Below are 13,565 nucleotides of genomic sequence, written 5' to 3' on the forward strand. Positions count from 1 at the left end.
GTACAAGCTAGAAAAGTACCCTTGTAAATTTTTGTCCCGTTTTAGGTGACAATCCAAATCCGATGTTAGCGGGGGCATAAATTGCCCCTTGCATTTTATAAGAAACGAAATGAATGGCGAGGATCATACTACACATGATTCATACAAATGATTTTACGTCTACTCAGCAGTTACAATTCGCTCTCATTGATGCTCGATCCTTTTCTTTCAATCGTGGGCAAGAATAACAGTAGCCGAATTCAGTATCCAAGCGATAAGCAAGACAGCAGGCTGTTTTTACTAACATCTTTTGTTCAGGGTTATTCGGGTTTTCAATGAATTTAAGCTTAATATCAAACGGATTTTTGCGGAGTCCGAACGCACTTGCATCGACACCATGAGTAAGGATTTTATAATGGTAAAGGATACTCTTCTTGCTTTCCTCGTCCGAAGCTTCGGTCAGTTCTTCTTCCATTTGAGCATATATCGTATTGATTATTTGACCCCATAATGGAATGACATTTATTTGGGCCAGTTGGGACAAAATTTCTATTAAAGGTCTTACGTGCTCCCTGTAAAATGAATAGAGTACTTTCCTACACCAAGCATCACGGTCCATATTCGGAATTTGGATATACCGCACTTCGCTGATTTTAAATGAAAACGAGGGGTACTGAGCACCGGCATATAGTTGTACGGATAAATTCCTTAATGATAAATCCAAAATTACCCCATCACTGCGAAACAACATGTTCTGCATCGCCCCGCACACTCCCGCAAACCAGCTACAGAAAAAGGCTGCTGCTGCAGATCGTTCACCTGCTTTGATGAGAGGGCCGTACGTGTCGATTAAGCACATCATATTTTCTAATTGAATTAGATCGAATGCAGGCATGGTAAGCACGGTATTGTATGGCTCATACAAAGTCAGGAAAAACTTCTCTTCCAATTGTTTGAAGTCCACCGTGTCCATCGCTTGTCACCTCATTGTTTTTTTATCTTTTCAAATGCAAGAAGTACTTCATCAATGGCATTGCTGTCTGCCAAAGGAGACATGCCCAAACTAAACCATTCTTTGCCTCCCATGATGTAAACTTGGTTTTTCTTTACTGCAGTCATATTCATCCACAATGAACTATCTATCAGTTCTTTATATCTCTTTTGAACCTCTTCACTGGACTCATCATCGAGCTGTAAAATGATATGATCAGGATTATATTCGGGAATTTTCTCTAAAGAAATCGAGACGCTCAATTCATTTTGCGGATAGTTTTTAACTGGTTTCAAGCCTAATTCCTTATGGATGAAGCTGCCCCGATCGATATTTTCTCCGTAAATAACTAGTCCCTTTGCCATAACCATCATATACATAACCGTTTCGTCTCCAACAAGGGTATGGAGCTTTTCCTTGGCATTAGCTTTTTTATTTTGCAATTCTTGAATGACCTTTTCAGCCTGATCCTTCTTGTTGAAAACCTCACCAATATCACGCAACTCATCACGCCAATTTTCCCGCTGTGGCAAAAGCACGGTTGGTGCGATTTTGGAAAGCTGATCATAATCCTTATCGGACCACCAAATGGGCGCAATAATGAGATCCGGCTCAGCGGCTAAAATCGCTTCAAAATTAGGTGTTTGGGCAATTCCCGTCTTCACCGTATTTTTAAACGCTTCTTTTAAATAGGAAGGGAGTTCCTGATGATAGTTTTGTATCACAACCGGCGTCACACCAAGTGCATACAAAAACTCCGGATAAACCACTGAAAGTCCAATGACCCTTTTAGGTTCAGATGGAATGCTGATGTCTCCTTTTGGACTTTTTACTACTCGTTGCTTATCGGGTAGACTTGATTTGGATTTGACCGAATCTCCAGCTGCCGTGTCAGTCTTGTTCGGCTCAGTGTTCTTGTCTGCACAGGCAGTACTCAACATTAATAACAATACGATAACTATTCCCACAATCGAACGTCCGTTTTGCTTCATTCACCGATACCCCTCTTGAATTTTTAGTTTGCAAAGTGATAATCTTTCAGTAAGATTGATTATCATTATTATATAGAAGGAGTATAAATGATTTTGCGATTTCGGAACATTGGCGATACAGACAAATTTCTATGCACGATTCCGCCAAAGCTTCAGCGCTTCATCGAGCATCAGCTCATGCGTAAATGCCGTATATTCTACCCAAGGATATGAAGGAAGCAAGTCAACCCGGCCGTTTCTGACTGCTTTCAGACCGCACCATGACTCAGAGCGCACGAGCGTTTGCCAACTGGCATTTGACAGGGCATCTTCGTCCAAGATGAGCAATAACCGATCCGCATCGAAATCCGCCAGTTGTTCAGGTATCAATTGCTGATCCGGATTCATGCGATCGACACCACGCGCGGGCATAATGTGCAGATCGTCATAAAACACCGTGTCTAAGCTTTTATAACCCAATACTTTGTACCGATCTCCTGTGATTCTCAGGATGAGGAGACTGTCATCCTTGACAGTGTGTTTCACCTGTTCACTTACAAAACGGGCCTTTCGCTCATAATTTTCAAGCCATGTTTCTGCTATTGTTGTTTTGTCCAGAAACTTTGCAATTAAGCGTAAATGCATACGCCAATCATTCTCCATCCAAGGAACAAAAAATGCGGGCGCGATTTTCTTGATCCTTGCCTGTTCCTCAGCATTCACAAAGATGTCGATTCCGATAATAAAATCAGGATCAGCAAGCCTTAGTTCTTTCCTCTTTATCAAATCATTTGAACTTAACGACAGTACCGAATCCGTTTGATACTTTCTCTTGTAATAATCGGTCCATGGATGGTCGGCAGGTGCGGCACAAGGAGTGATTTGAAGCGGAATCAGTTGTCCGATGTTAAACATATGGTAAGCGACGATTTTTTGCCTGTTGTTTCTCATAAATGCCGCTGGAGGTATACCTGATATCTGTTTAAATTTGCGTCGAAAATAAATATCATCCTGGTAACCTACATGCCGGGCGATATCCTTGAGACGATATTCTCCTCCCGTCTTCATGAGCTGCTGCGCCTGCTTGATCCGGAAGACAGTCAAATAGTCAATCGCGCTGCAGCCATACCTTTTCTTAAATAATCGCATAAAATGACGGGAACTGATTCCTGCTACCTTGGCCAAATGTTCTATCGTCAGTTCTTGTTGATAATGCTGCTCTATATAGGCTTTCACACATTCAAGTACCGCTTCCAAATCATTTCCTTTTACAAGAAGAGCATCTTGCAAGATGGTATAGAGAACTTCTTGAAAGAGAATTTGACTGCGAAATCGTTTCAATCGGTCCTCGCCCTGCAAGTAGTCACAAATGGTTTTGCACAAAGCGTTAACGGAAACCGGAGAAGAAACGATAACTTCTCCTTTTACCGGGAACCGACTGTCTCGTTTGATAATCTGTATAGGATTGTCTGACGATCCGACATCCCCAATTACATCGAATCGTAAATGAAAAAAACCACGTTCATCAAAGGAATGCGCTGCGGCTTCGATAAGTTGACCAGGAGTACAAATATAAACGCTGCCTTCTCGCATCTCGATGAATTGCCCATCAACGGTCAGCCAACCTTGTCCGCTTGCTGCGACAAAAAGCATGTGCGACTCGCTGAATTGAAGCCGTACCACCCATTCGTTTGGATTGTTCTTGATATGTCTGATCTCCCGAAGCTTAAACCACATGTCTTCGAGCGAAATATAATTGGTAATTTCAATGTTCTTATCTATTTCAATCATTTAAAATCACCGTCCTTTTACTAAGGAACATTCTAGCTCACAATCGTTCTCGTCGCAATTGTGTAAGTAAGCTGCACCCGAAAGAGGCCGAGATGGTCATTGCGGCATACGAAACCACAATCGCTGAATCCAAGAGAAAAATCATTGTTAAAAGGCTGCCTTCTTGTGTTTTCCGGTTGCGGCTCCATAGACGAAGGCGGTAAACACCGTTATATACGGGACGGTTACGATGATCGTCCAAACCTTGCTAACGAAGTCATTGTAATATTGAAAATCCGGAACGACTTGATTGCTCATCGCCCATAACAGGAGAGCGGTTGGAAGGATGAATGGCGTGTAATGATGTTGCCGTCCACTAATTTGGGCTAAACCGAACATGATCATCAAAAAACAAAGCGTAATTTTTAAAAATACCCCCAAGAACCAAATTATGCCGATTACGGCTTCGAATCGTTGAAAAAATTGACCGATTACAATCAATTTCGCTATGGAAAAGGTTGGATACAATTGATTCGCCGACACAGGGGCGCTTTGCACGCCAATCGTAATCAATATTCCTAACGTAAGTAAGATTCCCGATAGGATGATCATAGAGATCATTCCCCGTACGATTTTTTTCTTGACGGGTACGTATGTAAGGAATGCGCTGAAACAAAACAGCTCCATGAACGGAAAACTTATCACGGGGTAAACTCCTTGAATGACGGGAAACCAGCCGTTGGCGAGAATCGGACGAATGTTATCAAACGTAAAGCGGCCAAGCACGAGCGACAGTATCAGCAAATAGGAAATGATCATGACCGGAAGAATGACTTCATTGACTCTGCCTATATTGCTCATTCCCTTAGACGATGAATACATGACGAGGAGCAGAACCAGGATTTGATAAATCCATGGATGGGTATGCGGCAGAAGATGCGTGATCGAAAAATTACTGAGATTCCTCACAATAAGCGAGTTTAAATAAAGGTATAGAAAAATAATTTGAATATTGACGAACTTACCGAGCCATTTTCCAAGTATGCGCTCCATAATGACATAAATGGATTCATACTGATAGGACTTTATGAAGAAGAGCCATCCTGCATTCAAGCCGATGCCAAGGAGCATGGCCAAAAGCATGGAAATCCAGGCATCTTGCTTTGCAAAAACAGTCGTAATAACTGGAACGAGCAGCATGGCGCTGCCGACCAAGAAGGTTACGGACAAGTAAAGCAATTGCCGGGAACTAAGTGTGTGCTCCATCTATTTTTCCTCCGAACAAGATATTGTAAATAGGGAGATATAAGGTTTTAAACCAAGTCGTTGCTGGAAATAGATCATATCCGGCCAAGAAGCCGAGCGTATAAATCACTGAACATATCCATACGCAGACGGGTACGATGGTTCCGCTTTTCCCTGCATTATTTTTCATGTATGCTTTTGGACACCTTTCCGCTGGTGATTAACCGAATATCAACATTGATTTGGGCGGACAATTCCGGGATTATGGTTTCCCAGTCCGTTTTTCTTTTCAGCCATTCTTTCGGGTAATGCTGATTTAAAATATCGCCAAATCCGAAAACATCCGCTTTCATGTTCTGAGCTTTCTTTATGGCGCTCGCTATTTCATTTTTTATTTCGTATTCCAACTCATGTTCCATCTGTTTGTTCACGTTCGGATCTTCCACCTTGATCGGACAAGTTACTTCTTCTAGCATTCCGTTTGCTTTAACATAAATATTGAACTTGATTTGATTGCCGATTATGACTGGAGTGACGCGGGAACTAATCTGGCTCAACGTAGCTCCGATAAATCCATTTTTTTCTTGGCAAGCCGTTTGCATTAACATCGATTTTGCAAAGAAATGCCGGATAAACACCCAACCGCGTGTTTGTTCCGAAGTAAACCAGCCTGCAAGTTTATTTTCTTTGAAAAGGGGGAACCCCGTTAAAACGTGATCCTTTTTACCGTCGGTTTGTACCATGGCAACTCCCATACCGACAAAATCGCCCTTTCCCCCATAATGCCAACGAGTAATATCGTCTATTTCGATGCCACGTTTCATCCCCATGAACCCGGAAGAAATATCCGCTTTTTTTAACATTTCCGTTCCCGTATTTTGCTCAAGCGGACTTTTGATCATAAGAACTTCTTTAGCTGAAGCATGTTTTGCCACGAAAAATTGGACAGTTTTCCTTAATTCATGTTGGCGTTCAACAAAATCAGTTACAGGTCGGAGCCCTTGCGTTTGGGCAAATTTTTCACCGATGGCGATAAAAGTGAGGTCCGAAAAAAATAGTTCTCGATGGAGCAGGTTTTTGCTTCGCTGCAAGATGTCAACGATCGATTTTCCTTTCACGGAAAACGGATATACCGGGGATTTCCCAGCTTCTTGGTCGTCCGATTTTGCGGTTTTCCCGCCCGGACTTATGATCTGAAACGTGATTTCCATTCCTTCGTTGCTTTCATCGATGCCCATGCTAGTTGCAATGGCCAGCTCATTTAATTCTCTTCGCAAGTTGCAGCCTGACAAACAAACCATCATAAATATGAGAGGAATCAACCCTAAGGCAATTGATGTTTTATTTATCATCTTTTCCCTTCCAATTAACGAATTTTTCGATATGACTCCACCGCAACGGAAGTCGAAATAATCCGTCTTTGTTTCTTTCCGTTTGAATTAGAGTAAGTGTAGTGAAATAAGGCTTTCCGGCCGATTTCAAGGAGCAAAGATGGATTAGAACGGCAGTGGCAAACACCACGATCCCGACTAACCCCAAGGTAGAAGCCAATACCATAACCACAAATCGTAATAATCGGGATGTTGTTGCGAAATTGTAAGTTGGCGAAGTAAAGCTGGAAATGGCAGTCAAGGATACAACGATAACTACTGCAGGTGATACCAGGCCTGCCCGGACCGCCGATTCTCCGATAACGATCGCACCCACGATGGAAACGGTGGGACCTACAGCTCTTGGCATGCGAACGCCGGCTTCGCGCAATATTTCGAAAATAAACTCCATCAAGAGCGCTTCCACAAAGGTAGGGAAAGGAATCCCTTCTCTTTGCTGTACCAAACTTATCAGCAGATCGGTTTGAAGCAATTCTTGATGAAACGTTGTGATCGCAATATAGAACGCCGGCAAGCTTAGTGAAACGACATACGCGGCGAGTCGGATAAGCCGTAAAAGAACAGCGATGTCAAACGTCTGATAGTAATCTTCGGAAGCGTGAAAAAATGAAACAAATGAGGCTGGGGCAATAAGCACGAATGGGGTTCCGTCAACGATGATCGCAATTTTTCCTTCCGAGATGGCTGCTGCAGCGCTGTCCGGTCTCTCGGTAGAAAGTAATGTTGGAAAGGGGCTGTACTGATCTTGAATCAGCTCTTCGAGCATACCGCTATCAAAGATTTGTTTCGTTTGCAGGCTGCCAATTTTATCTTCAATGTTTTGCAAAGCTTCTTTATCGACCGTATCTTCAAGAAACGCAATGGCAACAGTAGTATGTGTCGTTTTTCCGATCACATAATTTTTTATGCGTAAATGATGGTTTTTAATTTTTTTCCTAATCAAAGAAATATTGACGGTGTAATTTTCCACAAACCCATCACGGGGACCCTTAACCAGCGTTTGATTTTTGGGCTCCTCCACATTCCTGCCTTCTCCTCCAGGCGCCGAAGCAATGTAGGCTTCATTTGCATGTTCTATAAAAAGAATAAGATGTCCGTCTAATAATCCTTCTATTACCGAACTCATCCGGCTCACACGCTTCATTTGGCATGATTTCACACAACTTGCGAGTATTTCCGGCGTTATCGTGGTGTCCGGATTTTTTTTTATTTGCAGATCCAGTAGTGGAGTGAGGAAGGATTGGCTCAAAAAGAAAGGATCGATAAACCCTTCTATGTATGAAATGGAAAAGGGCACGGGCAAATGGACGAAAGTCTGATTTACAAAATCCGGACTGTCTCCAAGAATGGATTTCATATACTCCGTGTTTTCGAATACATTTGTAGATATCGATTTGTGGAGAACATCCTCCTTGTTCCGCTGTTGCTGCACCACAATGAAACGCCCCCAAGTCCACTCCATATTTCCAATGAAACACAATAATATCATTTGCCAACGACCCGAATTTATTCGCTTTGGGTATGAACGTCGCTGTAGGCCTGCATGAGAGAGTTTTTTAGATGCCCGATTCGATGCCTTCTCCTGGGCAGAGTACAATAAGTCTGCTGATAGCTGTTGATGATTGGCGGATTCCATTCTTATATCCGATTCAAGGAAAGGCGCACGGTGCAACGCGCCGAGGAGGCGGAGACTAGCGGTTAGGCGATGGAGCGCGCGCGGCGGCATCAATCGGCATCGGGGCCGAGATCGGAAGTGTTGTTGTCGTTACCGCAACGTCTGGACGTATCTCACGCTTGGTCAGCTGGATGATGCGGCATGCTGCTAAGAAAACAGATCTGCCTACCGACAGATTATTCGATCTGCCAGCATAGCTCTAATGCTACGGGTAATACCGCTATATGAATTCCATCCGCGCTTATCGGCAGAATTTGGTGATGAGTACAGACGAAGTTCATATCGAGGCAAGGTCGGTGGCCCACTATGTACCTTTATGCCTTTGACAATCCGCTGAAATACTTACTTAAAGAAATCGGAACGTCTACTCATCCAAAGTAACCTGAAATAAACAAGCCGGAGCGCATGTTGGTCAACGTCCGGCATGTTTTTATTTGCTAAGTTTCATACTACTCATGAGTAAGATGAATTCACTCTTGTTATAATTCGTAATTAAAGATATATTATTAATTAAATGATGAATCATTTAATTAATAAAAAAATTCATCATGGCTGACAGCGGATTGAGACATGCAACGCATCTCTTCAGCTTTTGTAAAACTGCCGGTTTCAATTACTTTCGAGAAAACTTGGAGTTGTGTAAATGTCATGAGCTTATCCTCATTTTAAATATGAATAGAATGAATTTGCTTAATTGTATAATGACATTTACTCTTTAAACAAGAAGAATAAAGTGATAGGAATCGTGAGCGCCATGCAATTACAACGACCATTGTGGAGGTGTCCTCAACATGAGCAGAAGTTTTCTTGTATTGTATGGAGTCGGTGGCAGTAGCCCCGATCATTGGCAAACTTGGTTGCATCAAGAACTGGTAAAACAAGGTGAAACAGTCCGATTTCCCGACTTTCCAGACAAAGATCAACCTGACAAGAATGTTTGGCTCGACCATTTATCTAGTGTTTTTGAAGAAATTCCAAACGATGAAGAAGTCATCGTTGTGGCCCATAGTTTAGCGTGCATCATGTGGTTTCACTATGCAGCTTCAACTCCGAAACGAAAAATTCAGAGAGCCATTCTTGTAGCTCCACCCTCGCCATTTTTGAAATATGAGCCGGTGATGACGTTTTTTCCTGTACTAGAAAACATAGATGAGATCGCGAATGCTGCGGAAAAAACGTTGTTTGTTTTATCCTCAACAGATCCTTATTGCTCAGTGGAAGATGCTTCACAGTATTTGGATTTAGGGGTTCCTTGCGTTATGATGCCTAAAATGGGACACATCAACGTAGAGGCGGGCTACGGTCCATGGCCATGGATTCTTGATGTATGCTTGAACAAGCAAGTTACATTATGATTCGGGGGCAAGGGTTGTTGCACTAACGGAGACCGCTCGACAAGTTCTGCTATAAGCGTCTTACAGCGTGAAAAGCAGGAGATAACAAGGCAAGAATCTCAACTTTACAACCGAGGATGGGAACGATGGAACCATGTTTCCTGAAACCATCCCGCCAATACTCCTGCATGCGTCATGGTTGACAGACCATGGGGTCTGAAGATCAGGTGGAGTCGGCAGAACGAAGGCTGAAGCCATTCCATCGGAAAGGGTATGCCGACGGATATGCCGCGCGGCTGAAAAACTGAATAGGGTGAGAATCGTTCCAGCGAAGGAACTGACGAACAACCGAACGTACGGGTCTAAAGTTAGAACATATGGAAACATATGGGCCATCAAACGATGGTGTGAGTGGCGTAAGTAAACATGTTTCCGTTGAAATACGCTATGCCGGACTATGGCGGCATCCCGCTCACAGGCTTACAGGGAGCACCTAAGTTCAGAATGGAAAGCTAGGTTGTAAGGGACTTGGAAAACAAGGGACGTTGCAACGAGGGCTGTCACCTGAAACGGTTGCTATAAGGCTTTCGGCCGAAATGCATTTATCCTTGTGAGGGCAGGGGCATGACTGATGAATCTCCTGTAATGGGAGTGGAGGAACAGCCCCAAGTCTAGCTGAAAAGAACGATCATTTTCCAAACGTGAATTGCACCGGTCGGGTAAGAATGTGGGAACATCGCTTCGTGAAGGAGGGATGCCACAGTGCAAGCTCTACGACATTGGGATTACTACGGCATGACGGACACATTCACGGATTTATACGATAGAGCCAAGAATCGGGAACCCTTTTCGCGTCTTTATGACGTGATCACATCCAGAGAAAACATCTTGCTTGCCTATCGAACGATGAAGTCTAATAAAGGGTCAAAGACGCCGGGAACTGATGGGCAAACCATCGCCGACATGAAAAGCTTGTCCGAAGATGAATTGGTGAAAGATATCCAAACCAAACTGAAGAATTACCGCCCCAAGAAAGTAAGACGAAAATTGATTGAGAAAGAAAACGGCAAATTAAGACCGCTTGGAATCCCCTGTATCCTGGATCGAGTCATCCAACAATGCTTCAAGCAAGTACTTGAACCTATTGCAGAAGCCCAGTTCTACAAGCATAGCTACGGCTTTAGACCGCTCCGTTCCACGCATCATGCAATGGCGAGGGTGCAGTTCCTTGTTAATCATTCGCAGCTGCACTATGTTGTCGATATCGACATCAAAGGATTTTTCGACAACGTGAACCATTCTACGCTGGTGAAACAATTATGGAACATGGGGATTCGGGACAGAAAAGTCTTAGCGTGTATTTCCAAAATGCTCAAGGCTGAAATCGACGGAAAAGGTATTCCTTCTAGGGGCGTACCCCAGGGTGGCCTGTTGTCGCCGTTACTATCCAATGTCGTCCTTAACGATTTAGACCAATGGGTAGCCGGACAATGGGAATTCTTCCCTCTGAATAAGCCCTTTAAGACAAGATCCGGTGAACGGCTGGCCAAGAATCGCACGAATCTAAAAGAAGGATACATGGTGCGATACGCAGATGACTTCAAAATTCTTTGTCGGGATTGGAAGAGCGCTCAAAAGTGGTATCATGCCGTAACTTCGTACCTCAAGAACCGTCTGAAACTGGAAATTTCGCCGGAGAAATCGCAGATCGTAAACTTGCGAAAACGGGAGTCTGAGTTTCTGGGATTCACAATCCGCGCGAACAGGAAGCGTAATAATAGAGTAGCGCATACAGGCATTAAAGACAGTAAAAAGCGGAAAATCAAGGCCGAAGCGAAGGAACGCATTCGAAAATTAAGAGCTTCGCCAACTGCTCAAAATGCTATACTCTTCAACAGTTTCGTTTTGGGTATCCACAACTATTTTAAATGGGCAACGCATGTCAATATGGAGTTCTCCCGTCTTGCCTACGATCTACGTGCCTTCATGTATAATCGTCTTAAACCGGTCGGGAAATATGAACATCCTTCCAACCCTCCGCCAACTTACAAGAAGTTTTACAGCCTGGGTTTCAAGACGTTCAAAGTGGCGAACGTGTATCTATTTCCACTTGCCGATGTGAAAACAAAGAACACAATGGGCTTCAGTCAGAATTTGAGCCCCTACACGGCTGAAGGAAGAGAAATTATACATAAAAAGCTTCGCCCGGATATTCAGCAGGAAATCACTTTGCTGATGAAATCGGGCATCCCGCACCGAAGTGTGGAGTATTTGGATAACCGGATGAGTCGCTACAGCATGATGATGGGAAAATGCGAAATTACAGACATGCCTCTGTTCGCAGCCGATGTCCACTGTCACCACTACATCCCGCAGCATCTTGGTGGAGACGATAAATTCAGCAATCTTCGTATCCTCCACAAAGATGTGCATAAGTTAATCCATTGCACACGCAAAGAGACGATTGGCGTACTCATGGTCAAACTCGGTATCACCGAGACGATGGTCAACAAGATCAATAAGTACCGCAAGCAATGCGATATTGAACCGATCTGACAATCCCAAATTGTTGAGTAACATGGAACTTATGATCAAGTAATTTCAGGTAGATGGAACGCGGAGTGCTGGGAAACTGGCACGCTCCGTGTGGAGCAGGGGAAAAGCCGGAGATCACATCAAACGCTTACCTATTGCTGACGATAGTTTAATGTCCGTGAGGGCAATCCCCCAAAAGAGTTCCATTTAAACGACTTTATTATCAAGAAACACGAGCACTGAAGGAACACCGAATAACCCCGTCTTGGATGGAACAGGGCTGAACGATGCTTATTTGGAATAGAGGCGGCATACAAGCAGCAATGAAGCTGACCAGGGAGCAAGCTTGCTCAGTGCTTCAGGATCTGCTGATTGGGAAGCTGTGACAGCCGCTCAAACAGATGCTGCAAGTACAGATGTGGCTTGAGACCGTTAGCTTTAGCCGTCTCCACGATGCTGTAAATGATCGCGCTGGCCTTGGCTCCGCGCGGCGTATTGCTGAACAGGAAATTTTTTAGATCGATAACCACGGGTTTAATCGAGCGTTCGCTACGGTTGTTATCGATTTCCAGCCGTCCGTCCTGCAGAAATACGTTCAGCTTCTCCCACTGATATTCTACGCCGCTGTCCTTAAGCCACTTGCTGATATTCAGGTGAAATCGCTTGCTTGTCTAAAACAAGAGGGGACGCCGGGCTTGTTCAGAGTAATAATAAATATTCTCAATAACAAATCACTGTCTTGCATTAAAGGGAACTTATGTATTGTTTGCATAAGATGAAGGGTGTGACGAAATTGCTTAAAAAAATAGGAAAACTTCTATTTGTGCTTACTTTTGTATTTTATGGACTCATTCTATTGATCCCATTATTATCTGTTAGTCTTAAAACAAAGACCATAATCACTACCTTTTTGGTTGTAATCGGGGAAATAACATTCTGGAGCGGCGGTTTGATTTTAGGTAGAGAAGTTATGAAAAAATACAGAAGCTTGTTTAACCCAAAAAACTGGTTCAAACGAAATAAATAGTGGCTCAAAACGGTAAACAGCGATACTGCCAGGCTTTTCGTGCTCAAACCGTAGAATGAACACTCGGTTCCACGGCAGTCCAATCTGGTGCTGGGTATTAGTGAAGCTTGCTCGAATCGTTCCTTGGATCAAAAACCAGTTTCCAGTAGTGTATCCAAAGTAACATGAAATAAACAAGCCGGAGCGCATGTTGGTCAGCGTCCGGCTTGTTTTTATTTGCTAAGTTTCATCCTACTCATGAGTAAGATGAATTCACTCTTGCTATAATTCGTAATTAAAGATATATTTTTAATTAAATGTCTGATCATTTAATTATCCTCAAGATCAACAATAACTTTATCGTTCACTGAAAATAAATCATAAGTTTCCTTAGTCACTTTTAGGTTCCCATAACCAATTAACTTAACATATTGACATCCAGGAGAGTGTGAGAGATGAAAAAATGGCGTAAAAGATTATGGAAGACGGTTGTTATCGGGTTCGTGGCTATTCTTGTTTTTCTGGGATCAGGCGCGATATATGAACAGGTGAGCGTCCGGAATGATTTGAAAACTTATACCCCTAGCGGCAAGCTGTACAAAGTGAATGGGAAAAATATGCATTTATATACCGGCGGTCAAGGGGATGTAACGGTTGTATTCGCTTCC

10 protein-coding genes and 2 pseudogenes are annotated in these 13,565 nt (G+C 43.3%); 4 read left to right on the forward strand and 8 right to left on the reverse strand.

From position 1 onward, the window contains the following. Positions 1–163: 163 nt before the first annotated feature. From AC0LWT_RS31585 to AC0LWT_RS31615, 7 genes are all read right to left on the reverse strand, one after another. On the reverse strand, positions 164–952 hold the full coding sequence (locus AC0LWT_RS31585; protein ID WP_474685266.1) for a hypothetical protein: 789 nt from the start codon (positions 950–952) through the stop codon (positions 164–166). Positions 953–963: 11 nt separating this feature from the next. Further along, positions 964–1,962: an ABC transporter substrate-binding protein gene (locus AC0LWT_RS31590; RefSeq protein WP_474685267.1), complete on the reverse strand. Its 999-nt coding sequence runs from the start codon at positions 1,960–1,962 to the stop codon at positions 964–966. Between the two features lie 129 nt (positions 1,963–2,091). Beyond that, positions 2,092–3,732 (reverse strand): AraC family transcriptional regulator, encoded by a 1,641-nt coding sequence (locus AC0LWT_RS31595; RefSeq protein WP_474685268.1) that lies wholly within the window; start codon positions 3,730–3,732, stop codon positions 2,092–2,094. A 147-nt stretch (positions 3,733–3,879) separates the two neighbouring features. Then, positions 3,880–4,977 carry a GerAB/ArcD/ProY family transporter gene (locus tag AC0LWT_RS31600; protein WP_474685269.1) on the reverse strand — a complete coding sequence of 366 codons (1,098 nt, stop codon included), beginning with the start codon at positions 4,975–4,977 and terminating at the stop codon, positions 3,880–3,882. 158 nt (positions 4,978–5,135) lie between these two features. Then, the gene (locus tag AC0LWT_RS31605; RefSeq protein WP_474685270.1) at positions 5,136–6,308 is read right to left on the reverse strand and encodes a Ger(x)C family spore germination protein; all 1,173 of its coding nucleotides are present in this window, start codon (positions 6,306–6,308) and stop codon (positions 5,136–5,138) included. Continuing rightward, positions 6,298–7,782 (reverse strand): spore germination protein, encoded by a 1,485-nt coding sequence (locus AC0LWT_RS31610; protein ID WP_474685271.1) that lies wholly within the window; start codon positions 7,780–7,782, stop codon positions 6,298–6,300. The genes AC0LWT_RS31605 and AC0LWT_RS31610 overlap by 11 nt, the downstream gene beginning before the upstream one ends. Positions 7,783–8,552: 770 nt before the next feature. Next, positions 8,553–8,672: a LysR family transcriptional regulator gene (locus AC0LWT_RS31615; protein WP_474685272.1), complete on the reverse strand. Its 120-nt coding sequence runs from the start codon at positions 8,670–8,672 to the stop codon at positions 8,553–8,555. A 141-nt stretch (positions 8,673–8,813) separates the two neighbouring features. On the opposite strand from AC0LWT_RS31615, the gene AC0LWT_RS31620 reads away from it, so the two are divergent. Beyond that, on the forward strand, positions 8,814–9,377 hold the full coding sequence (locus AC0LWT_RS31620) for an RBBP9/YdeN family alpha/beta hydrolase (RefSeq protein ID WP_474685273.1): 564 nt from the start codon (positions 8,814–8,816) through the stop codon (positions 9,375–9,377). A gap of 741 nt (positions 9,378–10,118) precedes the next feature. Further along, entirely contained in the window at positions 10,119–11,912 is a 1,794-nt protein-coding gene (gene ltrA / locus AC0LWT_RS31625; RefSeq protein ID WP_474685274.1) for a group II intron reverse transcriptase/maturase, read from the forward strand. Between the two features lie 270 nt (positions 11,913–12,182). Here ltrA and AC0LWT_RS31630 read toward each other — a convergent pair. After that, positions 12,183–12,502, reverse strand: a pseudogene (locus AC0LWT_RS31630) (IS66 family transposase); the annotation flags it as partial. Between the two features lie 164 nt (positions 12,503–12,666). On the opposite strand from AC0LWT_RS31630, the gene AC0LWT_RS31635 reads away from it, so the two are divergent. Both AC0LWT_RS31635 and AC0LWT_RS31640 read left to right on the forward strand, forming a co-directional pair. Then, a complete protein-coding gene (locus tag AC0LWT_RS31635) occupies positions 12,667–12,918 on the forward strand; it encodes a transporter suffix domain-containing protein (RefSeq protein WP_474685277.1) in 252 nt (83 codons plus the stop codon). A 434-nt stretch (positions 12,919–13,352) separates the two neighbouring features. After that, positions 13,353–13,565, forward strand: a pseudogene (locus AC0LWT_RS31640) (alpha/beta hydrolase); the annotation flags it as partial.

The organism is Paenibacillus sp. sgz302164 (genome assembly GCF_056120505.1).

Excerpts from the sequence above, each read along its gene's own strand:
- AC0LWT_RS31620 (WP_474685273.1), top strand. The coding sequence starts at position 8,814 with ATGAGCAGAAGTTTTCTTGTATTGTATGGAGTCGGTGGCAGTAGCCCC.
- AC0LWT_RS31595 (WP_474685268.1), bottom strand. The coding sequence starts at position 3,732 with ATGATTGAAATAGATAAGAACATTGAAATTACCAATTATATTTCGCTC.
- AC0LWT_RS31585 (WP_474685266.1), bottom strand. The coding sequence starts at position 952 with ATGGACACGGTGGACTTCAAACAATTGGAAGAGAAGTTTTTCCTGACT.
- AC0LWT_RS31615 (WP_474685272.1), bottom strand. The coding sequence starts at position 8,672 with ATGACATTTACACAACTCCAAGTTTTCTCGAAAGTAATTGAAACCGGC.
- AC0LWT_RS31600 (WP_474685269.1), bottom strand. The coding sequence starts at position 4,977 with ATGGAGCACACACTTAGTTCCCGGCAATTGCTTTACTTGTCCGTAACC.
- AC0LWT_RS31605 (WP_474685270.1), bottom strand. The coding sequence starts at position 6,308 with ATGATAAATAAAACATCAATTGCCTTAGGGTTGATTCCTCTCATATTT.
- AC0LWT_RS31590 (WP_474685267.1), bottom strand. The coding sequence starts at position 1,962 with ATGAAGCAAAACGGACGTTCGATTGTGGGAATAGTTATCGTATTGTTA.
- AC0LWT_RS31635 (WP_474685277.1), top strand. The coding sequence starts at position 12,667 with ATGAAGGGTGTGACGAAATTGCTTAAAAAAATAGGAAAACTTCTATTT.